Source organism: Rhodococcus sp. 11-3 (assembly GCF_023704055.1).
Classification (GTDB): Bacteria; Actinomycetota; Actinomycetes; order Mycobacteriales; family Mycobacteriaceae; genus Rhodococcus; species Rhodococcus aetherivorans.
Map to the genome: position 1 here is coordinate 1952550 of NZ_CP080406.1, position 23451 is coordinate 1976000.

The following is a 23451-nucleotide window of genomic DNA, read 5'->3' on the forward strand; positions in this document are numbered from 1 at the left end:
CCCGTGACGCTCATCACCGAAAACGGCTGGCCCCAGTGCAACTCCAGTCAGCTCGACCGGTCGCCGGTCCCCGGCACCGGCCTCGTCATCCCCGTCAAGGCCGGTGACCCGGCGACAATCCTGCACGGCTGGGCGGCCTGGTACGACCGCAACGTCGAGGACATCGAGCACAACTACCGCCCCCTCGACGACTGGGGCTGGTCCGCCACCAACGACGTGTGGAACTCGAACCACCTGTCCGGCACTGCCATCGACCTCAACGCCACCAAGTACCCGTGGGGCCTGCGTCGGATGCCTGCCGACAAGATCGCGGCCGTCGAGCACGGGCTGCGCCTGTTCGAGGGCACCGTCTTCTGGGGCGCCTGGTGGCGCAAGCCCGACGAGATGCACTACCAGCTCGGTCTGCCTCAGGGCCACAGGAAGATCGCCGAGTTCGCACAGAAGCTCCGCAACGGGCACCTCGGGATCTACGGTCCGCCTCCGCAGAATCCGCCCCCGGCTCCGGGCCCGAAGCCCCGCGAGCACACCGTGCGCCCCGGAGAGACGTTGTCTCGCATCGCCGGTCTGTACGGGCTGACGTGGCAGCAACTGCATGCCATGAACAAGGACCGGGTGCGAAACCCGGCAGTGATCAGTGTCGGCCAGATCCTCCGGCTGGAGCCGGAGCGGTCGCCTTCGGGTGGCCTGGCCCGCACCCACACGGTCCGACCGGGTGAGACGCTGGCATCGATCGCGTCGACCTACGGCACCACCTGGCAGCGTCTGTACGAGCTGAACCGGGACCGCATCAACAACCCCAACATCATCAGCGTCGGCGCAGTGCTGCGGCTGATGCCGGGCGCCTGAGGAGGGCAACCATGTTCACCAAGCTGAAGCATCTGCGCGAGAGCGAGCCGGTCCGGGTGTGGGTCTACCCGCTCCTGGGCCTGGTCGTCAGCATCGCGCTGGGCAAGGGCTACATCAGCCAGGACGACCTGGGTCTGATCGAGATGCTCGTGATGGCCGTCCTCGGGGTCGGCGGCGTGGAGGCGGTACGCGGGCGCGTGACCCCGGTACGCCCGGCCCGCCATGTGCGTGTCAACGCCGAGCCGTTCGAGGATCTCGAGGACGAGGTCGAGGACCGCGACCCCGGCTACTACGATGTGCCGCCCCAGGACTACATCGACGCCGAGTTCACCTCGGCCGGTAGGCATGCCCAGACCGAGGCCTGGGCGCTTCCGGTCGCTCGCCCGTTCGGGGTCGGCGACAGGGTCGAAGAGTGACCCTGCTCCTGGCTCTCCTGGCTGCGACCGTGGGGGGTGGCGGGGTTGCCGGTCTACTGAACTGGTGGACCGGCCGCCGGACCTCGTCGTCCCAGGTGAGCCTGAATGCAGCCCAGCGCGAGAAGATCGCGACCGAGACGGCCGTGCTGGTGATGAAGGAAGTCGACGCCGAGCGCGAGGAATGCAGGGCGGCTCTGAGGGCCGCCGTGCTGTACATCATGCAGATCCGGCAGGACTTCGTGGACTCGGGGCTGCCCGCAAGGCCGCTGCCGGACAACCTGATCGGAGTGTTGCTGCTGTGAAGATCAAGGTCAACTTCGTGGACCGGGAGCCGGTCCGGGTTCCGGTGTTCAACCGGGATCAGTTCATGGCCGACCTGGACGCATTCCTGATCGAATGCAAGGGAGAGCCCGGACCTGAGGTCGTGCAGTTCCGTGGCGACGAGCCGGTGATCGATCCGGCCGCATTGAATGGAGAGGGCGATGACCGGTGAGAGGGCCTGGGCCTGGCTGGCCGGTGGCGTGATCGCCTACGAGATCATGGCCGACGAGGATCAGCTCCTGTCGAACGCCGTCGACCGCTGGCTGAAGAGCCACCCCCTGGCCACCCATGTGGCGGTCGTGGTGACGGCGGCGCATCTGCTGAACCTGATCCCCGAGCGGCTGGATCCGTTCCATCACATCTCGCTCCTGGGGGCCGTTCTGCGGCTCCGTAGGTAACTCACCCATATCCACCCCGAAAGGGCCTCCTGGTTGCGACCAGGGGGCCCTTTCGCTGTCTCCAGAAGGAACTCGCATGAGCAAGCTGCTCTTCGTCGTCCTGGCCGCCCTGCTGGCGCTGTTCGGGCTGACCCCGCTGGCCGCCGCCCAGGAACCGGCCGGGCCGGTCGTCTCGAACGGCATCAAGATCCAGTTCTCCAGCTCCCCCGACGCGCCCCCGGCGGCGAACGTCAGCACCTGGTGCTCGCTGGGCCCGGTCGGTCATGACAGCGCCGGACGCCGGGTGGCGATCACCGCCGGTCACTGTGTCGGCGCACCGGACTCCTGGTACGGCCGCGAGCTGACCGACGCCGAGGCCGCCCAGGCTCTCGTGTGGGACGTCAACAACACGGCCGCCGGGCCGATCGGTCGGGTCCGATTCATCGCCGCCAAGGGCGGACAGGATCCGGCCAGGGACTACATGGTCATCCAGATCCGCGACGACGCGGTGCTGTCCGAGCTGTCCCCGACCGGCGCCCAGCGGGTCGACTCGAACGAGGCCGACGGCCGCCCGAACGTGGGCCAGGTCGTGAGCAAGTACGGCGCCACCACCGGCTACAGCTACGGCACGGTCGGCTGGTTCAACACCTACAACGGCAACTTCGGCTCCTACGCGTACCACGACGCGGGCGACTCCGGCGCGGCCGTGGTCGTCAAGGACACCGGCCAGTGGGTCGGCATCGTCACCCGGAATTCGTTCTCGTGGCCGCCGCACACCTCGCTGTCGGCGCAGCGGATCCTGGCAGACCTCAACCCCCGCAACATCACCGGTTCCGGCTTCGTGCCCGCGAACACCCAGTGAGATGACTGAGCCCCCACCCTGACATGGGTGGGGGCTCTTTCGTCGTACCAGGGCCGTCTCAGGGCGCCGGTAGCGTTCCTTGTCATGCTTCTCTCAGACCGCCACATCCGTGAGGCCATCGATCGTGGCCGCATCCAGCTCTACCCCTTCGACCCCGACCTGGTGCAGCCGTCGAGCGTCGACGTCCGGCTCGGCAGCGAGTTCCGGGCGCTCAACCGTGGGCACATCGCCATCGACCCGATGGACCTGCCGGACGACCTAACCTACCCGGTGGGACTCGAGGTCGACGAGGGCTTCTGGCTGGCCCCCGGCGACTTCGCCCTGGGGTCCACCCTGGAGGTCGTGAAGCTGCCGGACTACCTGGCGGCCCGGTTCGAGGGCAAGTCCTCACTAGGGCGCCTGGGGCTGATGACCCATGTGACGGCCGGGTTCATCGATCCCGGCTTCGTCGGTCAGGTGACCCTGGAGCTGGCCAATGTCACTCCGATGCCGATCCTGCTGCGGCCCGGCATGAAGATCGGTCAGCTCTGCTTCATCCAGATGTCCGGCCCGGCCGAGCGACCCTACGGGAGCGAGGGGCTGGGCTCGAAGTACCAGTCCCAGATGGGCCCCACGGCCTCCCAGTACGACCGCAACTACCGCTGACACGCAAGACTGAGCCCCCTGCCTCTTCCCCGAGGCAGGGGGCTCTTTCGTCGTTTCAGGGGCGCCCCCTACACGACGTAGGGAGCCTCGGGGCAGTCGTTGTGCCCCTGCGGGCCGCAGGGCTTGTCGCAGTAGGAGCAGTGCCACCCCATGCAATCCCTGGAGAACCCCTCCGGGCCGAAGTAACGCCTGCAGTGCGAGCTGTCGCAGTCCTTCTTGCCCATGTATGCAGAGATCGCTTTCATGACAGGTAGTCCCTGCTCTGCTCGATCGCGTCCAACTGGGACTGCACCTTGTCTCTCTCGGACGACAGGCTCTCGAGCTGCCGGTTGATCACGGCCCGGCGGTGCTTGAGGTTGGCCTCGCTGGTGTTGATCGAGCCCAACCGGCGCCGGGCGCGGGCCTCTGCCAGGTTCAGCTCCACCCGCAGGGCCTCGCGCTGCTGGCGGGTCAGGTGATGCAGGTCGTAGTTGACAACGCTCATTGTCAGTTCCCTTCGACGTCGTGGGGTCGTTCGAACCAGGGGTATCCGCACCGGCCGCACTGTCGCTTCATCGCCCACGAGGTCCGCAGCGTGGTCGCATACGGATGGCCTCGCTGCGGCTTGTCGGTGATCACCCGATTGGGTTTGGTGACCTGCACGCAGTCGGTGGTGATGCGGTCGCACAGGCACTTCGGGCAGACGGCATTGTCATTGAGCAGGGGTAGCTCACGGATCGCGTCCAGCAGCCTCCGGTGATTGTCCTCGATGTACTGAGCCTTGCTCTCGTACTTCCGGTGCTCATGCTCGCGGATGTCGGTCATGATCAGTACCTCAGTTCGAATCGGTCGTCGGACTCGTACCCCGGCTCCAGGATTACCGTACCGGTTGGTCCTTCCTGTGGTAGCACAATGCTCTTGTGGTAGATGGAGTTTGTCTCGAGCTTGTCCATTTCGTCGCCTCTTTGCTCGGAGTCCAGGCACGAGAACGCGTTCCACTCCATCCCGGCATCCTCGATGACCTCACCGTTGTCGCCGCGCACCTTCCACAGGAACTCGTCGAACAGCGAGCTGTAGTCGCCGGGCACCACCTGGCGCGTGCGGACGGTCAGATCGATCTTGAGGTAGCGGGCGTCGGGCGGGCCGTCGTAGACCACGCTCGGGCAGTCGGAGCCGGGCATCGGGGTCATGCCGGTGATGGTGAAGTCGACGGCGACCCCCTCGGTGGTGGTCATGGTCGTCGGCTGCCCGACGGTGATCCGGTGCTCGCTGACGACGGACTTCAGTGGGGCCTCGGCGACCCCCTTCCCGGCCACGCTCTCGGGCGGAGGGAACACGGTCTTGTCCTCGGCGGTGCCCGCGCAGGCGGTGACCAGGGTGGCAGACAGGGCGGTAACGGCAAGGGCGGTGGTGAGTTTCATGGCTAGCCTGCCTTGTAGTCGTGAAGTAGGACGGGGTCTTCGAGGGTGCAGCCGGTGTACTCGCCGACGAGGGTGCAGTCGGCGTCGTTGAGCCAGTACGCGCGCTCCTTCTCGTTCACCCGTCGGCCGAACTCGGTGGTGCCCGAGTACTGCTGGGCCTTCTGCCCGGCGATCTCGCGGGCCTGGGTACGGCTCTCGGCGACGATCACGAAGCCTTGGTACTCATCCCAGTCGCGCCCCTCAGGGGCCTGCAGGAGGTAGATCTTCATGACGGCTCCGTCAGGTTGAACTTGATCTCGGTGAAGTCGTCGGTCACGCTGCTCCCCACGGAGATGCGCTTGCGGGCCCAGGACCCGATCAGGTGGTCGACGTCGTCGTGAGCGAAGTAGTCTCCACCCCCCCGCCCGTTGCCCTCGCAGGTGAGCAGGGGCAGTGGGTGAATCTTGAGCCCGTCCCGCCAGGCCACATCGGGCACCGACCGCTTGTCGACGTACAGCATGTCGTCGTGGTTCAGGATGAACGGGTGCGACTCGGCGGTGACCAGGAACGGCGGCTCGAAGTTCGGCTCCGGTTTGGGATCCCGGTGCCAGGGCTGCTGCTCGCGGTAGGCGGGCACGTTCATGCGGACGTGGGGCGCCTTCTGGGCGTAGCCGTACAGATTCAGGCCCTCGAACTCATCGTGCGCCTCGCGCAGCTCCAGATCGGTGCCGGGGGTCCTGACCAGCTCCGGGGCGACCGGCTCATCGTCGGCGTAGTCACCGGCCCAGACAACCCGGCAGGCGGCGTCCATTGCGAGCAGGATCTCGAAGGCCTCGACGAACGGATTGCCCAGGTAGCTGTGCTCCATGAGCTTGAGGCCTTCGCCGTACTCGTGCGAGTACATGGTGGCGACGACACGACCGCTCGGGTCGAGGATGACGGGGTGGTAATACTGTCCCATGATGGTCTCTCAGTGGTGTGCGGGGTGACGGTCGGGCTGGATCTCGACGACGAGTTCGGGGAGCCGGGCCACCCGCATCCCCCAGGGGGTGATGAGACCGAGCATCACCCGGCCCACCAAGGCGTCGTCGTAACGGTCGATGAACAGGGCGCCGACGAACGGTCCCATGCCGCCGCCGATCACAAGCTGGTCTGTCATGGCCCCTCCTTCAGGTGTTCGGTGATGCCGTCGATCGTCTCGGCCAGGCCGTGGATCATCCGGGCCTTCAGTGGCAGCTTCTCCTGAGGCTGCGGCTCGTGTTCGAGGTGCTCGTCGATGTAGTCGGCGACATGATGGATCTGCTCGCCCATCGCCTCGGCCACCCGCGCGGTGACGCCGCCCTGGTGGCCGTGCTGGTCGATGAACGCCTGCAGGGCCTTCAGGGACTCCTTGAAGCGGGCCGCCCGGACATGGACGTTCGGGGACTCGGGGATCCCGACCATCTTGCCGAAGATCACCTGCAGCTCACGGGTCTGGGCCCGGTTCAGGCGCGGCACGGGTCAGCCCTCCTCGGGCGGGACGCTGCAAAGCCCCGCCTGCACGAGGTAGTAGGCCTGGCGCCCGTAGTGGCCCTGCAGGCGCGGGATCCAGTCGTTGTCGATGAGGTACTGGAACAGGTTCGCGGTCTCCTCGTCGGTCAGCTCGCCGTTCTCGTAGCGGATGATCTCGGCGGCCACGACGGTGGGGTTGGCGGGGTCGGCGGCGAACATCTCAGAGCATCCTCTTCAGCTCGGCCTTGACCCGGCGCGCGGTGTCGCCGCGCCAGCCTCCGGCGTTGGACAGGAAGTACCGGATGACGTACCTGGCGTCGTCCGCGCCGTACCGCTGGTCGATCGACCACAGCTCGGCCATCGCGGCCAGGTAGTGCCCGGCCGGGTGTTGGCTCGAGCGGGCGGCGGGCCAGTCTCGGGCGATCTCGCGGGCGATGGCGCACAGCGGGCGGTGCATGGTGGTGGTCATGTCAGCCTCCGATCTCGGTGATGGAGCGGATGGTGCGGGTGGGCATTTCGGTGGCGGCCCAGGAGGTCTGCAGGGCCTCGGCGACGTCGCGGGCGACGACGGTGATGGAGCTGGTCCGCTGACCGATCTGGTAGACGATCTCGAACCGGCGGAAGGTCTTCTGCTTGGGACGGCCGGTGCGGTCGCGGGTGGGTGCGCTCATGTCAGTCTTCTTCGTCGGCGAAGGGGTCGAAGGCGACCGAGGGGGTGCAGTCGGCTTCGTAGGTGTCGTACTGGAGACCTCGGACGACCTTCGACCAGTCGTCCGAGTCCGCGTGCTCGCAGGCGATGTGCTCGATGGCGGCCTGCGCGTTGGTCCTGACCCTGATCGAGTCCGCGATGCTCGCCCGCTCCGGGGAGCCCCATGCGTAGCTGTGCATCTCCGCGTACAGCTCTTCGGTGGTCTCCAGCATCAGGTGCCGCCACCAGGTGCGGGAGAGCAGCGCGGTCCCGTTCATCGTGGTGCCGGTTCCTCGGCAGCCTTCATGATGTCCATGAGGTGCGTGTGGGCGGTCAGGTGGGCGGTGCAGACGCCGGAGCAGCTCCCGTTGACGAGCTTGACCACGGTGACCGCGTTGACGATCTTGTGGTGCAGCTTCCAGCAGTAGTCGCACTGGCGGGGCGGGGCGGGGTTCCTCATACCGGCGCCACCTCCACGATGACGATCGCCTTGCGGGCGAACGTGTACTCCTGGCGGAGCTTGCGGCGGAGGGCGAGGACGGCGTCCTCGGCGTCGAAGGCCTTCACGTGGTCGATGGCGGCCCCCAGGAACGGGGCGGTCTCGGGGCGCTGGTCGGCCCAGTACCAGGCGACCTCGTAGTCGGCCTTGCGGCGGCGCCGGGGGCGCGGTGCGGGCGCCTCGGCCGTAGTTGTGGTAGTCATGATGGCGGTCCTGTCGATGAGTCGGGACTGGTTAGGAAGCCGAGCCGGGGCGGGTGTTCTCTTGGCGGGGAAGTCCCGCCCCGGTCAGGCGATGGATCAGAAGCAGGCATCCCCGGAGGGGTACGAGAGCATCTTGCGGCCGCCGAGGTGACCGACGATCTCGTCGGAGTTGTCCATCCAGGCGATGTACTGGACGACGATCTCGGTGCGGAGGCGGCCGGTCTCGGGGTCGGTCATGGTGACCCGGGAGCCCTCGCCGAGGTTGGTGGTCTGGTCGACCCACCACAGCTTGCGCTCGCGGACGTAGAGCTGCGCCGTGCGCGCGCTGTCGGCGACGACGGGCTTCATCTTCGGGTAGTTCGGGCGGGTGATCTCCCACCGGTCGTAGGAGAGCTTCTTGACGAAGAAGTCCCCGTCAGGGGTGGAGCCCTCGGTGTGGTCGAGGCTGTAGAGGCCCTCCCACGCGATCTCGGAGGCCAGGACGTCCTCGGTCCACTGCTTGGCGGCGGCCTTGTCCTTCACCCGCGCGGTGCCGTTGCGGTCGAGGGCATGGGTGTCGGCCACGAACCAAAAATTGCCGTTGTCTGTGGCGACGAACCGGTCGGTGGTGACGGCGGCCAGTCGGGTTGCGGTGTCGGACATTTCGGGCTCCTCGAGAACGGTCGGTTTGCTTGGTGAGATCTAGGTTACACCCGAAGCTATGGTGTGTCTAGGGTCACATTCCAGGATCCTGGATCTGACTAGGGTCGTGGTCAGATGTGTCGTGCATGAACTGGTTTACCCCGACCTCGAAGCGGTGAACCATGTAGTAGGCGCAGTTGTTGTAGTCCGCCTTGTCGAACCACCGCTCGGCGCTGTGGTAGATCCACATGGGGTCGGTCTCGTGCCGCCACCGGATCTCGTGGTCCGGGTAGATCCACCCGAGTTCGTCGGGATCCATGGCGGTCTGCGCGTGCCGCCAGGCCGCAGCCTGGGCCGACTCCAGGTCCGAGTAGGCCCCCAGCACGGTGCCCGGCTCGTAGGGGTACTCGCGGGTGAGCACGTAGACGTCGGTCATGACCCCTCCTCGTCGAAGACGACGCGGTCGATGTGCTCCTGGGCCTCGATCAGGCCCGACACGTCGGCCCGGGGGGTGTGGCCCTGCTGGTCGAAGACCAGCCATCGGTCTTCGTCGAGAATCTTGCGGACCTCCCAGCGGTCGTTCGGGGTGATCAGCCGGTTGTGCCGAGAGTCGGTGAACCGCAGGCCGTTCTCGCGGGCGAGCTGGATAATGTCTTCGCGTTCCATGATCGGGATCCTCTCAGCGGTCGGTGACACGGACGTGCTTGCCGGAGTTCGTCTCGTTCTCGACGAACTTGCGGAGCTTGTTGCGGACGGCGATCAGGGATCGGTACTCGAAGGACCGGCCGCCGAGGCTGATCAGCAGGCGGTTCATCACGATCTCCAGCCGCATCAGGACCGCCTCGGGGTCGCCCTCGAACACGGCGTAGGTGGCGCCGCAAGTGACATCCCTGATCTCCCCCGCGACCCCACGGAGGGCGGCGACATTGGAGGGGGTCAGGCCGGTGACCTTGGTGGTGGGCATGGCAGTGCTCCTATCGGGTTGTGGGGATGTAGACGACGGTGAAGCCGTCGAGGTCGGCCAGCTCGGCTGCGGTCCAGCGTTTGGTCGAGGCCGAGGCCCCGTTCCACCTCTGGTCGGTGGACTTCTGCCAGGCGTCGTCGTCGGGGTCGACGATGATGACACCGGACGGCAGGGCGTTCAGCTCGGCGGCGGTGCTGACACGGTCGCCGACCTGGGCGGGCGGGAACGGCGCGGGCAGGGTGAGGATGTCCACGGCCGCCTGCAGTGGGCTGGCGTCGTGCCAGGTGGCCACGGTACGCAGCCCCTCTCCCGGCGCCTGGCGGTCGACATAGCGGATCAGGCCGTCGTCGATGTAGGTGAGATGGACGGTGTCCTCGCCCCGGTAGCAGGAGGTGAGTCCGTGGACGGACTCGACGACGTTCCAGCCGTTGTCGACGGCCACCTGGCGGGCGTGCTCGATGCAGGTCATGATCAGCTCTCCATCTTCTCGGCGAGGGAGGCGGCGGGCATGTAGCGAACATAGCCACCGCCGGTAGTCTGCTCGGCCAGCCCGCGCCGGACGAGGGATCGCATCACGCGGTCGGTGCCGGACACGGTGTCCCAGACCCAGCCGCACCCGGCGTACCACTGGCCGTGGTCGAGAAGGGCCTCCAGGACGCTGCGCTGGCGGTCGCCGAGCCGATCGGGGAGGTTGCCGACGATCCGGTGGGCGCGGAGGCGACGGATGGCGGTGGTGGTCATGATCACTTCTCCATCTTCTCGACGGGACGGGAGTCCGAGAGCGACCAGACGCCGGGCGCGGTCTCGGTGGCGGTCCAGGTCCGCTGCGGGAGCCATCCGGCGTCGATCAGCCTGCGGTACTCGTCGCTGCTGACGTCGATGCCGTCGGTGCGGGGAGCCCACGGGCCGGAGTGCTTGCGGAGCGAGACGTAGGTGATGGTCTTGCGGGCGGTGGCGTCAGTCATTTGAGGGCTCCTTGGCGGTCGGAACTTCAGTGGGGGTAACCGTACTTGGAACAGTAGAGCCAGCCCATCGTGAAGCCGGCCCATTCACCGATGCCGATGCGGGCGTAATGGGAGAAGGATCCGCTGGCCGGGAGGGCCGCTCCCATCTCCCCGAGCATGCGCATCACGAAGACGATCATGATGCCGGCCAGGACGTAGGAGACGATCACCGCGGGTCCGGCGGCGGCGATGCCGACGCCGGACCCGAGGAACAGGCCTGCGCCGATCGCGGAACCGAGTCCCATCATCGTCAGGTGCCGGACCTTGAGCCCGTGCTCGAGGTGGTCGGCTTCGGTGAGTGTGTGCTCGGTTTTCGACACGATCGGTTTCTCTGGGTCAGTCGTTGGCGTGCAGCGCCGCATTCAGTTCGACGCCGGTGCCCTTGGTGGGAACCACCTCGACGGCGCCGGTGACCGAGTTGCGGCGCAGCATCAGGTTGGAGCGGCCGTTGAGGTCCTTGGCCTTGACGACGGTGCCGTCGGGGCCGCTGACCTTGGTGCCGGCGGTGACGTACAGGCCGGCCTCGACGATGCAGTCGTCGCCGAGGGAGATGCCGACACCGGCATTGGCGCCGAGCAGGCAGCGCTTGCCGATGGCGATGACCTCCTTGCCGCCGCCGGACAGGGTGCCCATGATCGACGCGCCACCACCGATGTCGGAGCCGTCGTCGACGACGACGCCCGCGGAGATGCGGCCCTCGACCATCGAGTTGCCGAGCGTGCCCGCGTTGAAGTTCACGAAGCCCTCGTGCATGACGGTGGTGCCGGCGGCCAGGTGCGCGCCGAGGCGGACACGGTCGGCATCGGCGATGCGCACCCCGGACGGCACGACGTAGTCGACCATGCGGGGGAACTTGTCGACGCCGTACACGGTCACGGGGCCACGGATGCGCAGGCGCGAGCGCACCAGTTCGAAGTTGTCGACGGCGCACGGGCCGTAATTGGTCCACACGACGTTGGCGAGCAGGCCGAACACGCCGTCGAGGTTGGCGCCGTGCGGCCGGACGAGGCGGTGCGACAGCAGGTGCAGCCGCAGGTAGGCGTCGTGCGCGTCGGCCGGCGGCTGGGACAGGTCGGCGATCGTCGTGCGGACCGCGACCTGGTTGACCTCGCGCGCCTCGTCGGCGCCGACGAGCAGCGCGAAGTCCGACGGGATGTCCGTGCCCTCGAGCCGGGACGTGCCCGTCTCGCTGTATTCGCCCAGCGTGGGGGCCGGGTACCAGGTGTCGAGAACGGTGCCGTCCGCCGCGATGTTGGCGATGCCTACTGCTGATGCTCCCTGTGCACTCACGGTCGTGAAGCGTACGCGAGGCGTCGTCGTTCGCACCGGCGGCCTGGGAAATCGCTCCACGTATTGTTCTTGCATGTCTGCACCGCGCCTGGACCTGCACGCCGATCCGATCGAGCTGACCGCTGCGCTGGTCGACATCCCCAGTGTCTCGCAGGACGAGGCGGTGATTGCCGACTCCGTCGAACAGGCGCTGCGCGAGCAGACCACCGGTTTCGAGATCGTCCGCAGCGGCAACGCGGTCCTCGCGCGGACCCGGCTCGGCCGGCCGAGCCGGGTGCTGCTGGCCGGGCATCTCGACACCGTGCCCATCGCGGACAACGTGCCGTCGCGGCGCGACGGGGAGTTGCTGTACGGCTGCGGCACGGCCGACATGAAGTCGGGCGACGCGGTGTTCCTGCACCTGGCCGCCACCATCGCGGACCCGGCGCACGATCTGACGCTGGTCTTCTACGACTGCGAGGAGATCGCCGCGGCCTACAACGGTCTCGGCCGCATCGAGCGGGACCTGCGGGACTGGCTGGACGCGGACGTGGCGATCCTCGGCGAGCCGACGGCCGGGCAGATCGAGGCGGGCTGCCAGGGCACCCTGCGGGTGCGGATCTCGGCGACCGGGGTGCGCGCGCATTCGGCGCGGTCCTGGCTGGGTGACAATGCGATCCACCGGCTGGCCCCGGTGCTGGAGCGGCTCGCGGCCTACGAACCGCGATCGGTGGACATCGACGGCTGCGTCTACCGCGAGGGTCTGTCCGCGGTACGGATCGCCGGCGGCGTCGCCGGCAACGTGGTGCCCGACGCCGCGGACCTCGACGTCAACTTCCGGTTCGCGCCCGACCGCACCGTCGAGCAGGCTCTCGCGCACGTGCGGGAGGTGCTCGACGGTCTCGACGTCACCCTCGAGCTCACCGACAGCTCGCCCGGCGCGCTGCCCGGCCTGGCCCACCCCGCCGCCGCGGACCTCGTCGCCGCGGCCGGCGGCCGGTTCCGGGCCAAGTATGGATGGACGGACGTCGCGCGCTTCGCGGCGCTGGGGATCCCGGCGGTCAACTACGGTCCCGGCGATCCGAACCTCGCGCACAAGCGCGACGAGCACGTGCCCGTGAAGCAGATCACGGAGGTCGCCGGCACGCTGCGGAGGTATCTGGCCGCCTGATGCACGATGCGGGGCATCGGCCGGGGCGGCCCGGCGGCATCCCCTAATCTGGGCGCATGGCGCGCGACACCGACCCCGGATCCCGCGACCGTGCGAGTGCCGATGTGGTGCACCGCGGTCCCGTCCAGTTGCGCCGGGACCGGGCGACCGAGACCACGACGATGGACCAGCGACTGCTGGACCGGAGGGGCCCCTCCGACTGGGTGCACACCGATCCGTGGCGGGTGCTGCGCATCCAGAGCGAGTTCGTGGAGGGTTTCGGTGCGCTGGCGGAGGTGCCGCGCGCGGTGGCGGTCTTCGGCTCTGCCCGCACCCCCGTCGACCACCCCGAGTACGTCACCGGCCGTGCCCTCGGGGCCGCGTTGGCCGCGGCGGGCTATGCGGTTGTCACCGGCGGTGGGCCGGGGGCGATGGAGGCGGCCAACCGGGGCGCGAGCGAGTCGGGCGGGTTCTCCGTCGGACTGGGCATCGAGCTGCCGTTCGAGCAGGCGCTCAACGAATGGGTCGACCTCGGACTGAACTTCCGCTACTTCTTCGCCCGCAAGACGATGTTCGTGAAGTACTCCCAGGCCTTCGTCTGCCTGCCCGGCGGTTTCGGCACGCTCGACGAGCTGTTCGAGGCGCTCACGCTGGTCCAGACCCACAAGATCACCCGGTTCCCCATCGTGCTGCTGGGCACCCACTACTGGGCGGGGCTGCTCGAATGGATCCGGCACGCGATGGTCGGCGAGGGCCGGATCTCACCGAGCGACCTCGATCTGCTGTACCTGACCGACAGCGTGGAGGAGGCGGTGCAGATCGTCGTCGACGCCCATCGCGGGCAGGACGAGTCGGCGCTGTACGGAGGGGGCGGGGCGTGGTGAGCGGTTTCCATCCGTTCGAGGGCATCGGCGGCGAGCGCACCGTCGAGGCGCGGGCGGTGTGCGTGTACTGCGCCTCCGGGCCGGTCGACGAGTCCTACCTCGAGCTCGCGGCGGCGGTGGGGACCGCCATCGGACGGCGCGGCTGGCAGCTCGTCTCCGGAGGCGGCAACGTGTCGATGATGGGTGCGCTCGCCCAGGCGACGCGCGCCGCCGGCGGGCACACCGTCGGTGTGATCCCCAAGGCGCTGGTGCACCGCGAGGTCGCCGACGTCGACGCCGACGAGCTGATCGTCACGGACACGATGCGCCAGCGGAAGCAGGCGATGGAGGAGCGCGCCGACGCGTTCGTCACGCTGCCCGGCGGGATCGGCACCCTCGAGGAATTGTTCGAGACGTGGACGGCCGGCTATCTGGGCATGCACGCCAAGCCGGTGGTGCTGCTCGACCCGGTGGGGCACTACCGGGGGCTGCTCGACTGGCTCGAGGCGATGGTGCCGGCCGGCTTCGTCAACCGCCACGCGCTCGACGGCCTGCAGGTCACCGGCGACATCGACGACGCCCTCGACCGCTGCGCCGGGTGAGGGGCTTCCGCTTCGCGCCGAGGTTGCTTACTCTGCAGTAAGTTCCTGTCCGCCAGTAACCGAGGATGCCATGACCGAGTCCGGCTCGACGATCTCCCTGGTGGGTCTCGCCACCCAGCTTCCGCGAATGCTGCCCGACGCACCGAGCCTGCTACGCGGCGCGCGGGGTCTCATCCGGCGGCCGGACGCGCGCGAGACGATCGGGTCGGTGTTCCAGCGCCTCGCGGAGCGGAACCCGGACCGGCCGTTCCTGCGATTCGAGGGCGACGCCCTCAGCTACGGCGACGCCAACGCCCAGGTCAACCGCTACGCCGCCGTGCTCACCGCGCAGGGTGTGCGCACCGGCGACGTCGTCGGCGTGCTGATGAAGAACCGTCCGGAGGCGTTGCTCGTCGCGCTCGCCACGGTCAAGCTCGGTGCCGCGGCCGGCATGCTCAATCACCATCAGCGCGGCGAGGTGCTCGCGCACAGCCTCGGCCTGCTCGACAGCCGGGTGCTCGTGGTCGGGGAGGAATGCGAGGAGGCCCTGGAGTCCCTCGACGGGGCGCCGCCGGCCGGAAAGGTGCTGCGCGTCGGCGAACTCGACGACCTCGCCGTCGCCGCCGACTCCGCGAACCCCGCCGTCACCGACCGCCTGCAGGCGAAGGAGACCGCCTTCTTCATCTTCACCTCGGGCACCACCGGCATGCCCAAGGCCAGCCGGATGACCCATTTCCGGTGGCTGAAGTCCATGTCGGGCCTGGGCAGCCTGGGCGTCCGGCTGCGCCGCGACGACACCCTGTACTGCTGCCTGCCGCTGTATCACAACAACGCCCTCACCGTGTCGCTGTCGTCGGTGCTCGCCGCCGGCGCCACCTTCGCGCTCGGCCGCAAGTTCTCCGCCACCGGATTCTGGGCCGACGCGAAGCGCAACGGCGCGACGGCGTTCGTCTACATCGGGGAGATCTGCCGCTACCTGCTCAACCAGCCACCGTCGCCGGACGACCGCGACAACGGCATCCGGTTGATGGTGGGCAACGGACTGCGGTCCGAGATCTGGACCGAGTTCACCCAGCGGTTCGGCATCGCCCGCGTCGCCGAGTTCTACGGCGCCAGCGAGTGCAACATCGCGTTCGTCAACGCGCTCAACCAGCCGCGCACCGCGGGTGTCTGCCCGCTTCCGTACGCAGTGGTCGACTACGACCACGAGACCGGCAAGGCGCTCCGCGGACCGGACGGCCGGCTGCGCCGGGTCGGCCGCGGCGAGGTGGGCCTGCTGCTGGCGAAGGTCACCGACCGTGCCCCGTTCGACGGCTACACCGATCCCGAGGCGAGCGAGTCCAAACTCGTGCGCGACGGCTTCGAGGACGGCGACACCTGGTTCGACACCGGCGACCTCGTCCGCAGCCAGGGCTTCATGCACGTCGCGTTCGTCGACCGCCTCGGCGACACCTTCCGGTGGAAGGGCGAGAACGTCGCCACCACCGAGGTCGAGGCGGCCGTGTCGGCGAACGAGTCGATCTCGCAGGCAGTGGTCTACGGGGTCGAGATCCCCGGCACCGACGGCCGGGCCGGCATGGCCGCGATCACGCTCCACGACGGTGCCGAGTTCGACGGCACCGCGCTCGCGGCGCAGCTGTACCGGGCGCTGCCGTCGTACGCGGTGCCGCTGTTCGTCCGTGTCGTCGGCGAACTCGAGCACACCTCGACGTTCAAGAGCCGCAAGGTGGACCTGCGCAAGCAGGGCTACGCCGACACCGGCGACGACCCCGTCTACGTGCTCACCGGGCCGGAGGAGGGCTACCGGCCCGCGTACGACGGCTACGTCGAGGCCGTCGCCGGGGGCGAGCTGCCGGCGGGCTGACTCCCGCTGGGCCGGTTCCTGCCCGGGCCCGCCCGCGGGTGCGTGCCAGGATGGAAATCATGACCGCCTCCGTCACCGTCTCGCCGACCCTCTGCGGCCGCCCGGTCGCCACCGACCGGGCCCTGGTGATGGCGATCGTCAATCGCACCCCGGACTCGTTCTACGACCGGGGCGCGACCTTCACCGACGACGCTGCGATGGCGGCCGTGGATCGGGCCGTGGCCGAGGGCGCGGACCTCGTCGACATCGGCGGCGTGAAGGCCGGCCCCGGCGAGGTGGTCGACGCGGCGGAGGAGACCCGGCGGGTGGTGCCGTTCGTCGCGGCGATCCGGGCCCGCCACCCCGGGCTGCTCATCAGCGTCGACACCTGGCGCAGCGACGTCGCGCGGCGCGCGGTGGCGGAGGGGGCGGATCTGATCAACGACACGTGGGCGGGTGCCGATCCGGAACTGGTGACCGTCGCGGCCGAACTCGGCGCGGGCATCGTCTGCTCGCACACCGGAGGTGCGGTCCCGCGCACCCGGCCGCACCGCGTGCGCTACACCGACGTCGTCGCCGAGGTGACGCGCGAGATCGTCGCCGCGGCCGAGCGGGCCGCGAAGGCCGGGGTGCCCGGCGACGCCATCCTCATCGATCCGACCCACGATTTCGGCAAGAACACCTTCCACGGCCTCGAGTTGTTGCGGCACGTGGACGTTCTCGTAAATACCGGGTGGCCCGTGCTCATGGCGCTGAGCAACAAGGACTTCATCGGGGAGACTCTGGGGGTGGAACTCGCCGACCGGTTGGAGGGCACATTGGCAGCGACAGCACTTGCGGCCGCGGCAGGCGCGCGGATGTTTCGGGTGCACGAGGTGGCGGCGACCCGTCGCGTGGTCGACATGGTGGCGGCCGTCGCCGGCACGCGCCCCCCGGCGCGCACCGTCAGGGGGCTGGCATGAGCACCGCGATGACCCGGCCGTGGGCCGAGGCGAACAGCTGGGACGAGCCCGGATGGAGCATCGCCGAACTCGAACGCGCGAAGCGGGGCCGAACCGTGTCGGTGGTGCTGCCCGCGCTCAACGAGGAGACGACCGTCGCGGGGGTGGTGGACACCATCCATCCGCTGCTCGGCGGGCTGGTCGACGAGCTGATCGTGCTGGACTCGGGGTCCACCGACCGCACGGCGGAGCGGGCCCGCAGCGCCGGCGCCCGCGTCCTCTCCCGGGAAGAGGCGGTGCCGGGCCTCGCCCCGGTGCCCGGCAAGGGGGAGGTGCTGTGGCGCTCCGTCGCGGCCACCACGGGTGATCTCATCGCGTTCGTGGATTCGGACCTGCTCGACCCCGATCCGGCGTTCGTCCCCAAGCTGCTCGGACCGCTGCTCACCGGCGACGGAATCCACCTGGTCAAGGGCTATTACCGCCGCCCGCTCCGGGTCAGCGGCGCCGAGGAGGCCAACGGCGGGGGGCGGGTCACGGAACTGGTGGCGCGGCCGCTGCTCGCGGCGCTGCGGCCGGAGCTGACGTGCGTGCTGCAGCCGCTGGGCGGCGAGTACGCCGGTACTCGGGAACTGCTGTCGGCGGTGCCGTTCGCGCCCGGCTACGGCGTCGAGATCGGGCTGCTGCTCGACACCTACGACCGGCTCGGGATCGGCGCGATCGCCCAGGTCAACCTCGGCGTGCGCAAGCACCGGAACCGGCCGCTCGGGGAGCTGGGGGTGATGAGCCGGCAGATCGTCGGCACCATGCTCGCCCGCTGTGGGATCCCCGACTCGGGGGCGGGCCTGACCCAGTTCCTGGTGGACGGCGACGCGTTCGTCCCCGTCACCACGGAGGTCAGCCTCGCGGACCGGCCCCCGGCCGCCACCGTGGCCTGACGCCCCGGGCGCCCTGTCGGTGGCCCGTGCCAAGATCGGTACATGCTGACGGTTCTGCTCTACCTGCTCGTCATGGTGGTCGTCGGCGCGGTGCTGTTCCTCGTGGCGAGCGCGGTGTTCGGCCGCGGGGAGACCCTGGCGCCGATCCCGCCGGGCACCACCGCCACGGCCCTGCCGGTCACCGACGTGACCGGCGCGGACGTCCGGGATCTGCGTTTCCAGCAGGTGCTGCGGGGCTACAAGACCGCCGAGGTGGACTGGGCGCTCGACCGGCTCTCGCACGAGATCGACGACCTGCGGGCCAGGCTCGCCGCGTACGAGGACGCCGAGCGGGGCACGCCCGGTGGCGACGCCGCGGTGGGGCAGGCCGACGCATCCGTTGCGGTAGAGGCCGCAGGGGACCGCTCGGACAGGGGGGAGTAGCGATGGACGAGGACCGGGTGCGCTGTCCGTGGGCGGTGGATCCGCCGGGGTCCACGCTGTACCGGGACTACCACGACGAGGAGTGGGGCCGCGAGCTGCACGGGCGCGACGAGCTGTTCGAGCGCCTTGCCCTCGAGGCGTTCCAGTCGGGGCTGTCGTGGCTGACGATCCTGCGCAAGCGGGAGGCGTTCCGGTCGGCGTTCGCGGGGTTCGACGTCGAGGTGGTCGCCCGCTACACGGACGACGATGTCGCTCGCCTGCTCGGCGACGCCGGCATCGTCCGGAACCGGCGCAAGGTCGAGGCGGTGGTCGCCAACGCCCGGGCGGTGCTCGACCTGGAGGGCACGGACCTCGACGCGCTGCTGTGGTCGTTCGCGCCGGCGCGGCGCGCCCGGCGGTTCCGCTCCGTGGCGGAGGTGCCGGCGGTGACACCGGAGTCGACGGCAATGGCCCGCGAACTGAAGCGGCGCGGCTTCGCGTTCGTCGGTCCTACCACGGCGTATGCGCTCATGCAGGCCACCGGCATGGTCGACGATCACCTCGCCGACTGCTGGGTCGAGACGGACGTTCGACCAGTTTCCGGCCACATTAGGGCATAGTCAGCTACCCGGCGGTCGGCCGGATAGGGAAGAATGATGTGGCGAGCCTCGTCGAATTCCGACGAGGCCCCCACGGTAACCCACGCGCGCAAGAGTCGAGCGCAGATTTGGAGGGAGCAGAGGATGGCGGCCATGAAGCCCCGGACCGGGGACGGTCCCCTCGAAGCAACCAAAGAGGGACGAGGAATCGTCATGAGGGTTCCACTCGAGGGTGGCGGACGTCTGGTCGTCGAACTCACGCCGGAGGAAGCTGCAGCGCTCGGCGAAGAGCTCAAGGGCGTCACCAGCTAGGTGTCGGCACCCGGCGACGATTCGCCGGGTTCTCCGGGCCCCGCGCTCCACGGTGCGCGGGGCCCGTTGCTGTTCGTACTCCGGTGCTCTTCGTTTCTCGGAAGGACTGCCCGTGCTCGACGCGGTGACCGATCTGCTCGCCTGCCCGCAGTGCGAGCGCGGACTCGATCTCGACGACGGCGTGCTGCTGTGCGAGGCCGGGCACAGCTTCGATGTCGCCCGCCAGGGGTATGTCAGCCTCCTCACCGGGGCCGCGACGCGGTTCACCGGCGACACCGCGGAGATGATCGCCGCGCGGGCGGACTTCCTCGAGGCGGGACACTACGATCCGCTGCGCGACGCCGTCGCCCGCGCCTGTGCCGAGCGTCCCGGCGGCGACGGCACCGCCCGCGTCCTCGAGGTGGGCGCCGGCACCGGGCGGTATCTCGCGGCGGTGCTCGACGCGCTGCCGGGCAGCCGCGGCGTCGGGCTCGACGTGTCCAAGCCCGCGGTCCGGCGCATCGCCCGCAGCCATCCCCGCGTCGGGGCCGTGCTCGCCGACGTGTGGCGGCAGTGGCCGATCCGCAGCGGCGTCCTCAGCCACGTGCTGTCCGTCTTTGCGCCGCGCAACGCCGCCGAGACGCACCGGGTCCTCGCGCCGGGCGGCGTGCTCGTCGTCGCGGCCCCCACCCCGTCGCACCTGCGCGAGCTGGTGGCCCTGCCCGGCATGGTCCAGGTGGACGAGCGCAAGACCGAGCGGCTCGGGGCGGCCCTGTCCGGCGCGTTCGAGCGGGTCGACCGCGCCGACGTGCAGTACACCCTGGAGCTCGACCGTCCGGCACTCGGACAGCTGGCCGGCATGGGGCCCTCGGGGCACCACCTGACCGCCGAGCGGCTGGCGGAGCTGGTCTCGGGGCTGCCGGAGCCGTTCCCGGTGACCGCCTCGGTGACCGTCACAGTGTGGGAACGGCGCGCGACGCACTGAGCCGGGACGCTCAGTGCCGCGCGGCGGCGACCTCCTGGTACACCGCGAGGGTCTGCCGCGCGATCTGCGCCCAGGAGAACTCCGCGATGGCCCGCACCCGTCCGGCCCGGCCCATCTCCGCAGCCAGGGCGGCGTCGCCGGCGACCTCGTTGATCGCCGCGGCCAGCGCCTGCTCGTACGCCCGCGGCTCGTAGGAGTTGTAGTGCACGAGCCGGCCGGTGACCCCGTCCTCGACGACCTCGGGGATGCCACCGACGTCCGACGCGACGACAGCGGTCTCGCAGGCCATCGCCTCGAGGTTCACGATACCCAGTGGCTCGTACACCGATGGGCACACGAAAACTGATGCCGCGGAAAGGATCTCACGGACCGAGTCGGTGGGGAGCATTTCGCGGACCCAGAAGACGTTGCCGCGCCGGCGCTCGAGTTCGGCCACCGCCTGCTCGGTCTCGGCGGCGATCTCCGGGGTGTCCGGCGCGCCGGCGCACAGCACCAGCTGAATTCCGGGGTCCACGTCGTGGGCGGCGGCGATGAGGTGCCCGACGCCCTTCTGGCGCGTGATGCGCCCGACGAACGCGACGATCGGCCGATCGGGGTCCACCCCGATCTTCTCCAGGGCGGACGGCTCGCCCGGCTCGGCCGGCCCCGGGTGCCACACCCCGGTGTCGATGCCGTTGCGCACCACGTGCACACGGGCCGGGTCGACGAACGGATATGCGTCCAGCACGTCGAGGCGCATCCCAGCGCTGACCGCGATGACCGCGTCCGCGTGCTCGACCGCGTTGCGTTCGGACCACGAGGAGACGCGGTAGCCGCCGCCCAGCTGCTCGGCCTTCCACGGCCGGCGCGGTTCGAGCGAATGTGCCGTCAGCACGTGCGGCACGTCGTACAGCTCGGCGGCGAGATGCCCCGCGAGGCCGGTGTACCAGGTGTGGGAGTGGACGACGCCGGCACCGCTCGCGGCGTGCGCCATCCGCAGCTCGGCGGACAGCGTCGTCAGCGCCGGGTTGGCGCCCGCCAGTTCGGGGTCGGGTCCGTGGACGAAGGCGCCCTCGCGGGGCGCCCCCATGCAGTGCACGTCGACTTCGCACAGCCGGCGCAACTGCGCAACCAATTCGGTGACGTGCACGCCGGCACCACCGTAGACCTCCGGCGGGTACTCCCGCGTCATCATTGCCACCCGCACCGGATCAAACTATCCGGCGCGTGACGTTCCGGCCACCGATGGGCCTCTTCGCTGGCGGCGGAGGGGGGTGGCGGATAGGTTGACTGTGTGAGGAGCCAGCCCCATGTGCTTGGAATCGTGCTCGCCGGCGGCGAGGGCAAACGCCTGTATCCGCTGACGGCGGACCGCGCGAAACCGGCGGTACCGTTCGGCGGTGCCTACCGACTGATCGACTTCGTGCTGAGCAACCTGGTCAACGCCGGGTTCCTGCGGATCTGCGTGCTGACCCAGTACAAGTCCCATTCGCTGGACCGGCACATCTCCCAGACCTGGCGCCTGTCGGGCTTCACCGGCGAGTACATCACCCCGGTGCCGGCGCAGCAGCGGCTCGGGCCGCGCTGGTACACCGGCAGCGCCGACGCCATCCTCCAGTCGCTCAACCTCGTCTACGACGAGGATCCGGAGTACATCGTGGTGTTCGGCGCCGACCACGTCTACCGGATGGACCCGGAGCAGATGGTGAGCCAGCACATCGAGTCCGGCGCGGGCGTGACCGTCGCCGGCATCCGGGTACCCCGCAGCGAGGCGTTCGCGTTCGGTTGCATCGACACCGACGAGCAGGGCCGCATCACCCAGTTCCTCGAAAAGCCCGCGCACCCGCCCGGCACCCCGGACGATCCCAACGTCACCTTCGCCTCGATGGGCAACTACGTCTTCACCACCAAGGTGCTGGTGGAGGCGCTGCGGGCGGACTCCGAGAACCCGGACTCGGACCACGACATGGGCGGCGACATCATCCCCGCCCTCGTCGCGCAGGGCGCCGCGCACGTCTACGACTTCAACGACAACGTCGTGCCGGGCGCCACCGAACGCGACCGTGGCTACTGGCGCGACGTCGGCACCCTCGACGCGTTCTACGACGCGCACATGGACCTGGTGTCGGTGCACCCGATCTTCAACCTCTACAACCGGCGCTGGCCGATCCGCGGCGCCTCCGAGATGTGGCCCCCGGCGAAATTCGTCCAGGGCGGTCTCGCGCAGGAGTCGATCGTCGGATCGGGCAGCATCCTGTCGGCCGCCACCGTCCGCAACTCGGTGCTCAGCTCCAACGTCATGATCGAGGACGGCGCCACCGTCGAGGGCAGTGTCCTGATGCCGGGCGTGCGCATCGGCAAGGGCGCGGTCGTGCGGCGCGCGATCCTCGACAAGAACGTCGTCGTCGGCGACGGCGAGATCATCGGCGTGGACCTCGAACGCGACCGGCAGCGCTTCGCCGTCAGCAGCGGCGGCGTCGTCGCCATCGGCAAGGGCGTGTGGATCTGATCGGGGCGTGCGCCGGGGCCTAGAGCTTGGCGGCGCAGAGCAGCCCGTCGCCCACCGGCAGCAGCACCGGTGCGAGACGCTCGTCGGTCACCACGGCCCGCGTCGCCTCTCGGACGGCGAGGACGGCGGAGTCACGCTCGCCCGGGTCGGCGACGCGGCCGCAGAGCAGCGCGTTGTGCAGCACGATGACCCCGCCCGGTCGCAACAGCCGCACGCCCTCGCGGACGTAGTGCGGATGATCGGCGGGGGTGGCGTCGACGAAGACCAGGTCGTAGGCAGAGTCGGCCAGCCGTGGCAGCACGTCCAGCGCGCGCCCGTTGATCAGCCGGGTGCGGGAGGCCGTGACGCCGGCCTCCCGGAACGCGGTCTTGGCGGCACGCTGATGCTCGGGCTCGCTGTCGATGGTGGTGAGGACGCCGTCCTCGCGCAGGCCCCGCAGCAGCCAGAGTCCGCTGACGCCGGCGCCGGTGCCGACCTCGACGACGGTCCGTGCGTCGAGCATGCGGGTGAACATCGCCAGGGCCGCGCCCACTGCTGCCGGGATCGGATCTGCGCCGAGATCGAGGGCACGCTCACGCGCCAGGGCGAGGTTCTCGTCCTCGGTGACGTTCTCGACGTGGGCCAGGATCCGTTCGGCATTCGTGTGCACCCCAGTGAGGTTATCGTCGCCGGGGGCCGGTCGCAGGCAGGCGCGCACGGCGGGTGGATTCTCAGGCGATGCTCAGGTTGCTCATATCGGCACCACATCCCCGTGCGTGAGGGTGTAGATACCACATCAGACCGCACCG

At 69.4% G+C, this 23451-nt stretch carries 41 protein-coding genes and 1 pseudogene; 18 read left to right on the forward strand and 24 right to left on the reverse strand.

Going from position 1 to position 23451, the window contains the following annotated elements; genetic code table 11:
- Positions 1-3 precede the first annotated feature (3 nt).
- From KZJ41_RS09400 to dcd, 7 genes are all read left to right on the forward strand, one after another.
- Entirely contained in the window at positions 4-846 is an 843-nt protein-coding gene (locus KZJ41_RS09400) for a LysM peptidoglycan-binding domain-containing protein (RefSeq protein WP_251550637.1), read from the forward strand.
- A gap of 11 nt (positions 847-857) precedes the next feature.
- Entirely contained in the window at positions 858-1262 is a 405-nt protein-coding gene (locus tag KZJ41_RS09405) for a hypothetical protein (protein ID WP_251550639.1), read from the forward strand.
- Positions 1259-1564 carry a hypothetical protein gene (locus tag KZJ41_RS09410; protein ID WP_251550641.1) on the forward strand — a complete coding sequence of 102 codons (306 nt, stop codon included), beginning with the start codon at positions 1259-1261 and terminating at the stop codon, positions 1562-1564. Before KZJ41_RS09405 ends, KZJ41_RS09410 begins: the two co-directional genes overlap by 4 nt.
- Positions 1561-1755 carry a hypothetical protein gene (locus tag KZJ41_RS09415; protein WP_251550643.1) on the forward strand — a complete coding sequence of 65 codons (195 nt, stop codon included), beginning with the start codon at positions 1561-1563 and terminating at the stop codon, positions 1753-1755. Before KZJ41_RS09410 ends, KZJ41_RS09415 begins: the two co-directional genes overlap by 4 nt.
- Positions 1745-1981 carry a hypothetical protein gene (locus KZJ41_RS09420; RefSeq protein ID WP_251550645.1) on the forward strand — a complete coding sequence of 79 codons (237 nt, stop codon included), beginning with the start codon at positions 1745-1747 and terminating at the stop codon, positions 1979-1981. The genes KZJ41_RS09415 and KZJ41_RS09420 overlap by 11 nt, the downstream gene beginning before the upstream one ends.
- Before the next feature lie 76 nt (positions 1982-2057).
- A complete protein-coding gene (locus KZJ41_RS09425; RefSeq protein ID WP_251550647.1) occupies positions 2058-2822 on the forward strand; it encodes a S1 family peptidase in 765 nt (254 codons plus the stop codon).
- Between the two features lie 84 nt (positions 2823-2906).
- Entirely contained in the window at positions 2907-3467 is a 561-nt protein-coding gene (dcd, locus tag KZJ41_RS09430; protein ID WP_251550649.1) for a dCTP deaminase, read from the forward strand.
- A gap of 241 nt (positions 3468-3708) precedes the next feature.
- Here dcd and KZJ41_RS09435 read toward each other — a convergent pair whose 3' ends face one another.
- The 22 genes and pseudogenes from KZJ41_RS09435 to dapD all read right to left on the reverse strand — a co-directional run bounded on the left by KZJ41_RS09435 (position 3709) and on the right by dapD (position 11606).
- Entirely contained in the window at positions 3709-3951 is a 243-nt protein-coding gene (locus KZJ41_RS09435) for a hypothetical protein (protein WP_251550651.1), read from the reverse strand.
- Positions 3952-3953: 2 nt separating this feature from the next.
- Positions 3954-4271, reverse strand: coding sequence for a hypothetical protein (locus KZJ41_RS09440; protein WP_251550653.1), 318 nt, complete (start codon positions 4269-4271; stop codon positions 3954-3956).
- A gap of 2 nt (positions 4272-4273) precedes the next feature.
- Positions 4274-4867, reverse strand: coding sequence for a hypothetical protein (locus KZJ41_RS09445; RefSeq protein ID WP_251550655.1), 594 nt, complete (start codon positions 4865-4867; stop codon positions 4274-4276).
- 2 nt (positions 4868-4869) lie between these two features.
- Positions 4870-5136: a hypothetical protein gene (locus KZJ41_RS09450; RefSeq protein ID WP_251550657.1), complete on the reverse strand. Its 267-nt coding sequence runs from the start codon at positions 5134-5136 to the stop codon at positions 4870-4872.
- Positions 5133-5807 carry a hypothetical protein gene (locus KZJ41_RS09455; protein ID WP_251550659.1) on the reverse strand — a complete coding sequence of 225 codons (675 nt, stop codon included), beginning with the start codon at positions 5805-5807 and terminating at the stop codon, positions 5133-5135. Before KZJ41_RS09455 ends, KZJ41_RS09450 begins: the two co-directional genes overlap by 4 nt.
- Positions 5808-5816: 9 nt before the next feature.
- Entirely contained in the window at positions 5817-6005 is a 189-nt protein-coding gene (locus tag KZJ41_RS09460; RefSeq protein WP_251550661.1) for a hypothetical protein, read from the reverse strand.
- Positions 6002-6343 (reverse strand): hypothetical protein, encoded by a 342-nt coding sequence (locus KZJ41_RS09465; RefSeq protein WP_251550663.1) that lies wholly within the window; start codon positions 6341-6343, stop codon positions 6002-6004. The genes KZJ41_RS09460 and KZJ41_RS09465 overlap by 4 nt, the downstream gene beginning before the upstream one ends.
- Before the next feature lie 3 nt (positions 6344-6346).
- A complete protein-coding gene (locus KZJ41_RS09470) occupies positions 6347-6556 on the reverse strand; it encodes a hypothetical protein (RefSeq protein WP_251550665.1) in 210 nt (69 codons plus the stop codon).
- 1 nt (position 6557) lies between these two features.
- Positions 6558-6806, reverse strand: coding sequence for a hypothetical protein (locus KZJ41_RS09475; protein WP_251550667.1), 249 nt, complete (start codon positions 6804-6806; stop codon positions 6558-6560).
- A 1-nt stretch (position 6807) separates the two neighbouring features.
- The gene (locus tag KZJ41_RS09480; RefSeq protein ID WP_251550669.1) at positions 6808-7008 is read right to left on the reverse strand and encodes a hypothetical protein; all 201 of its coding nucleotides are present in this window, start codon (positions 7006-7008) and stop codon (positions 6808-6810) included.
- A 1-nt stretch (position 7009) separates the two neighbouring features.
- A complete protein-coding gene (locus KZJ41_RS09485) occupies positions 7010-7303 on the reverse strand; it encodes a hypothetical protein (RefSeq protein WP_251550671.1) in 294 nt (97 codons plus the stop codon).
- The gene (locus tag KZJ41_RS09490; RefSeq protein WP_251550673.1) at positions 7300-7485 is read right to left on the reverse strand and encodes a hypothetical protein; all 186 of its coding nucleotides are present in this window, start codon (positions 7483-7485) and stop codon (positions 7300-7302) included. The genes KZJ41_RS09485 and KZJ41_RS09490 overlap by 4 nt, the downstream gene beginning before the upstream one ends.
- Positions 7482-7727, reverse strand: coding sequence for a hypothetical protein (locus KZJ41_RS09495; protein ID WP_251550675.1), 246 nt, complete (start codon positions 7725-7727; stop codon positions 7482-7484). The genes KZJ41_RS09490 and KZJ41_RS09495 overlap by 4 nt, the downstream gene beginning before the upstream one ends.
- A 96-nt stretch (positions 7728-7823) precedes the next feature.
- A complete protein-coding gene (locus KZJ41_RS09500; RefSeq protein ID WP_251550677.1) occupies positions 7824-8369 on the reverse strand; it encodes a hypothetical protein in 546 nt (181 codons plus the stop codon).
- A 73-nt stretch (positions 8370-8442) separates the two neighbouring features.
- On the reverse strand, positions 8443-8784 hold the full coding sequence (locus KZJ41_RS09505) for a hypothetical protein (RefSeq protein WP_251550679.1): 342 nt from the start codon (positions 8782-8784) through the stop codon (positions 8443-8445).
- Positions 8781-9014 carry a hypothetical protein gene (locus KZJ41_RS09510; RefSeq protein WP_251550681.1) on the reverse strand — a complete coding sequence of 78 codons (234 nt, stop codon included), beginning with the start codon at positions 9012-9014 and terminating at the stop codon, positions 8781-8783. Before KZJ41_RS09510 ends, KZJ41_RS09505 begins: the two co-directional genes overlap by 4 nt.
- 13 nt (positions 9015-9027) lie before the next feature.
- Positions 9028-9312 (reverse strand): hypothetical protein, encoded by a 285-nt coding sequence (locus KZJ41_RS09515; protein ID WP_251550683.1) that lies wholly within the window; start codon positions 9310-9312, stop codon positions 9028-9030.
- 10 nt (positions 9313-9322) lie between these two features.
- Positions 9323-9781: a hypothetical protein gene (locus KZJ41_RS09520; RefSeq protein WP_251550685.1), complete on the reverse strand. Its 459-nt coding sequence runs from the start codon at positions 9779-9781 to the stop codon at positions 9323-9325.
- Positions 9782-9783: 2 nt separating this feature from the next.
- Positions 9784-10053, reverse strand: a complete 270-nt coding sequence (locus KZJ41_RS09525) for a hypothetical protein (RefSeq protein ID WP_251550687.1) — start codon at positions 10051-10053, stop codon at positions 9784-9786.
- Positions 10054-10055: 2 nt separating this feature from the next.
- On the reverse strand, positions 10056-10277 hold the full coding sequence (locus KZJ41_RS09530) for a hypothetical protein (RefSeq protein ID WP_251550689.1): 222 nt from the start codon (positions 10275-10277) through the stop codon (positions 10056-10058).
- A 53-nt stretch (positions 10278-10330) separates the two neighbouring features.
- Positions 10331-10564 (reverse strand): annotated as a pseudogene (locus KZJ41_RS09535) (amino acid permease); the annotation flags it as partial.
- Positions 10565-10652: 88 nt separating this feature from the next.
- Positions 10653-11606, reverse strand: coding sequence for a 2,3,4,5-tetrahydropyridine-2,6-dicarboxylate N-succinyltransferase (dapD, locus tag KZJ41_RS09540; protein WP_029542360.1), 954 nt, complete (start codon positions 11604-11606; stop codon positions 10653-10655).
- Positions 11607-11679: 73 nt separating this feature from the next.
- Between dapD and dapE the strand changes: the two genes are divergently transcribed.
- The 10 genes from dapE (at position 11680) to KZJ41_RS09590 (ending at position 20175) form a co-directional block, all read left to right on the forward strand.
- Positions 11680-12756, forward strand: coding sequence for a succinyl-diaminopimelate desuccinylase (gene dapE, locus KZJ41_RS09545; protein WP_029542362.1), 1077 nt, complete (start codon positions 11680-11682; stop codon positions 12754-12756).
- 56 nt (positions 12757-12812) lie between these two features.
- The gene (locus KZJ41_RS09550) at positions 12813-13619 is read left to right on the forward strand and encodes a TIGR00730 family Rossman fold protein (protein ID WP_006933996.1); all 807 of its coding nucleotides are present in this window, start codon (positions 12813-12815) and stop codon (positions 13617-13619) included.
- Positions 13613-14200 carry a TIGR00730 family Rossman fold protein gene (locus tag KZJ41_RS09555; RefSeq protein ID WP_051446043.1) on the forward strand — a complete coding sequence of 196 codons (588 nt, stop codon included), beginning with the start codon at positions 13613-13615 and terminating at the stop codon, positions 14198-14200. Before KZJ41_RS09550 ends, KZJ41_RS09555 begins: the two co-directional genes overlap by 7 nt.
- A gap of 70 nt (positions 14201-14270) precedes the next feature.
- Complete coding sequence (locus tag KZJ41_RS09560) at positions 14271-16043, forward strand: long-chain-acyl-CoA synthetase (protein ID WP_006938811.1); 1773 nt, start codon at positions 14271-14273, stop codon at positions 16041-16043.
- A 59-nt stretch (positions 16044-16102) separates the two neighbouring features.
- On the forward strand, positions 16103-16984 hold the full coding sequence (gene folP / locus KZJ41_RS09565; RefSeq protein ID WP_043799255.1) for a dihydropteroate synthase: 882 nt from the start codon (positions 16103-16105) through the stop codon (positions 16982-16984).
- The gene (locus KZJ41_RS09570; RefSeq protein WP_029542464.1) at positions 16981-17898 is read left to right on the forward strand and encodes a glucosyl-3-phosphoglycerate synthase; all 918 of its coding nucleotides are present in this window, start codon (positions 16981-16983) and stop codon (positions 17896-17898) included. Before folP ends, KZJ41_RS09570 begins: the two co-directional genes overlap by 4 nt.
- Positions 17899-17940: 42 nt before the next feature.
- Positions 17941-18321 carry a DivIVA domain-containing protein gene (locus KZJ41_RS09575; RefSeq protein ID WP_043799256.1) on the forward strand — a complete coding sequence of 127 codons (381 nt, stop codon included), beginning with the start codon at positions 17941-17943 and terminating at the stop codon, positions 18319-18321.
- A 2-nt stretch (positions 18322-18323) separates the two neighbouring features.
- Positions 18324-18920, forward strand: coding sequence for a DNA-3-methyladenine glycosylase I (locus KZJ41_RS09580; protein WP_006938803.1), 597 nt, complete (start codon positions 18324-18326; stop codon positions 18918-18920).
- A gap of 123 nt (positions 18921-19043) precedes the next feature.
- Positions 19044-19211 carry a DUF3117 domain-containing protein gene (locus KZJ41_RS09585; protein ID WP_003936084.1) on the forward strand — a complete coding sequence of 56 codons (168 nt, stop codon included), beginning with the start codon at positions 19044-19046 and terminating at the stop codon, positions 19209-19211.
- A 112-nt stretch (positions 19212-19323) separates the two neighbouring features.
- On the forward strand, positions 19324-20175 hold the full coding sequence (locus tag KZJ41_RS09590; protein ID WP_006938800.1) for a putative RNA methyltransferase: 852 nt from the start codon (positions 19324-19326) through the stop codon (positions 20173-20175).
- 10 nt (positions 20176-20185) lie between these two features.
- Here the strand turns inward: KZJ41_RS09590 and glgA are convergent, their stop codons facing one another.
- Complete coding sequence (gene glgA, locus KZJ41_RS09595) at positions 20186-21361, reverse strand: glycogen synthase (RefSeq protein ID WP_029542466.1); 1176 nt, start codon at positions 21359-21361, stop codon at positions 20186-20188.
- A gap of 87 nt (positions 21362-21448) precedes the next feature.
- Between glgA and glgC the strand changes: the two genes are divergently transcribed.
- Complete coding sequence (gene glgC / locus KZJ41_RS09600; RefSeq protein WP_037200697.1) at positions 21449-22663, forward strand: glucose-1-phosphate adenylyltransferase; 1215 nt, start codon at positions 21449-21451, stop codon at positions 22661-22663.
- A gap of 19 nt (positions 22664-22682) precedes the next feature.
- Here glgC and KZJ41_RS09605 read toward each other — a convergent pair whose 3' ends face one another.
- Positions 22683-23312, reverse strand: coding sequence for an O-methyltransferase (locus KZJ41_RS09605; RefSeq protein ID WP_006938797.1), 630 nt, complete (start codon positions 23310-23312; stop codon positions 22683-22685).
- Positions 23313-23451 lie beyond the last annotated feature (139 nt).

Coding starts and splice junctions, on each gene's coding strand:
- KZJ41_RS09500 (WP_251550677.1), bottom strand. CDS start 8,369: ATGTCCGACACCGCAACCCGACTGGCCGCCGTCACCACCGACCGGTTC.
- KZJ41_RS09455 (WP_251550659.1), bottom strand. CDS start 5,807: ATGGGACAGTATTACCACCCCGTCATCCTCGACCCGAGCGGTCGTGTC.
- dapE (WP_029542362.1), top strand. CDS start 11,680: ATGTCTGCACCGCGCCTGGACCTGCACGCCGATCCGATCGAGCTGACC.
- KZJ41_RS09550 (WP_006933996.1), top strand. CDS start 12,813: ATGGCGCGCGACACCGACCCCGGATCCCGCGACCGTGCGAGTGCCGAT.
- KZJ41_RS09530 (WP_251550689.1), bottom strand. CDS start 10,277: ATGACTGACGCCACCGCCCGCAAGACCATCACCTACGTCTCGCTCCGC.
- KZJ41_RS09490 (WP_251550673.1), bottom strand. CDS start 7,485: ATGAGGAACCCCGCCCCGCCCCGCCAGTGCGACTACTGCTGGAAGCTG.
- KZJ41_RS09475 (WP_251550667.1), bottom strand. CDS start 6,806: ATGACCACCACCATGCACCGCCCGCTGTGCGCCATCGCCCGCGAGATC.
- folP (WP_043799255.1), top strand. CDS start 16,103: ATGACCGCCTCCGTCACCGTCTCGCCGACCCTCTGCGGCCGCCCGGTC.
- KZJ41_RS09560 (WP_006938811.1), top strand. CDS start 14,271: ATGACCGAGTCCGGCTCGACGATCTCCCTGGTGGGTCTCGCCACCCAG.
- KZJ41_RS09515 (WP_251550683.1), bottom strand. CDS start 9,312: ATGCCCACCACCAAGGTCACCGGCCTGACCCCCTCCAATGTCGCCGCC.
- KZJ41_RS09470 (WP_251550665.1), bottom strand. CDS start 6,556: ATGTTCGCCGCCGACCCCGCCAACCCCACCGTCGTGGCCGCCGAGATC.
- KZJ41_RS09520 (WP_251550685.1), bottom strand. CDS start 9,781: ATGACCTGCATCGAGCACGCCCGCCAGGTGGCCGTCGACAACGGCTGG.
- KZJ41_RS09425 (WP_251550647.1), top strand. CDS start 2,058: ATGAGCAAGCTGCTCTTCGTCGTCCTGGCCGCCCTGCTGGCGCTGTTC.
- KZJ41_RS09445 (WP_251550655.1), bottom strand. CDS start 4,867: ATGAAACTCACCACCGCCCTTGCCGTTACCGCCCTGTCTGCCACCCTG.
- KZJ41_RS09460 (WP_251550661.1), bottom strand. CDS start 6,005: ATGACAGACCAGCTTGTGATCGGCGGCGGCATGGGACCGTTCGTCGGC.
- KZJ41_RS09450 (WP_251550657.1), bottom strand. CDS start 5,136: ATGAAGATCTACCTCCTGCAGGCCCCTGAGGGGCGCGACTGGGATGAG.
- KZJ41_RS09485 (WP_251550671.1), bottom strand. CDS start 7,303: ATGAACGGGACCGCGCTGCTCTCCCGCACCTGGTGGCGGCACCTGATG.
- KZJ41_RS09495 (WP_251550675.1), bottom strand. CDS start 7,727: ATGACTACCACAACTACGGCCGAGGCGCCCGCACCGCGCCCCCGGCGC.
- dcd (WP_251550649.1), top strand. CDS start 2,907: ATGCTTCTCTCAGACCGCCACATCCGTGAGGCCATCGATCGTGGCCGC.
- KZJ41_RS09510 (WP_251550681.1), bottom strand. CDS start 9,014: ATGGAACGCGAAGACATTATCCAGCTCGCCCGCGAGAACGGCCTGCGG.
- KZJ41_RS09405 (WP_251550639.1), top strand. CDS start 858: ATGTTCACCAAGCTGAAGCATCTGCGCGAGAGCGAGCCGGTCCGGGTG.
- KZJ41_RS09440 (WP_251550653.1), bottom strand. CDS start 4,271: ATGACCGACATCCGCGAGCATGAGCACCGGAAGTACGAGAGCAAGGCT.
- KZJ41_RS09480 (WP_251550669.1), bottom strand. CDS start 7,008: ATGAGCGCACCCACCCGCGACCGCACCGGCCGTCCCAAGCAGAAGACC.
- KZJ41_RS09505 (WP_251550679.1), bottom strand. CDS start 8,784: ATGACCGACGTCTACGTGCTCACCCGCGAGTACCCCTACGAGCCGGGC.
- KZJ41_RS09585 (WP_003936084.1), top strand. CDS start 19,044: ATGGCGGCCATGAAGCCCCGGACCGGGGACGGTCCCCTCGAAGCAACC.
- KZJ41_RS09570 (WP_029542464.1), top strand. CDS start 16,981: ATGAGCACCGCGATGACCCGGCCGTGGGCCGAGGCGAACAGCTGGGAC.
- KZJ41_RS09575 (WP_043799256.1), top strand. CDS start 17,941: ATGCTGACGGTTCTGCTCTACCTGCTCGTCATGGTGGTCGTCGGCGCG.
- KZJ41_RS09525 (WP_251550687.1), bottom strand. CDS start 10,053: ATGACCACCACCGCCATCCGTCGCCTCCGCGCCCACCGGATCGTCGGC.
- KZJ41_RS09435 (WP_251550651.1), bottom strand. CDS start 3,951: ATGAGCGTTGTCAACTACGACCTGCATCACCTGACCCGCCAGCAGCGC.
- KZJ41_RS09420 (WP_251550645.1), top strand. CDS start 1,745: ATGACCGGTGAGAGGGCCTGGGCCTGGCTGGCCGGTGGCGTGATCGCC.
- KZJ41_RS09580 (WP_006938803.1), top strand. CDS start 18,324: ATGGACGAGGACCGGGTGCGCTGTCCGTGGGCGGTGGATCCGCCGGGG.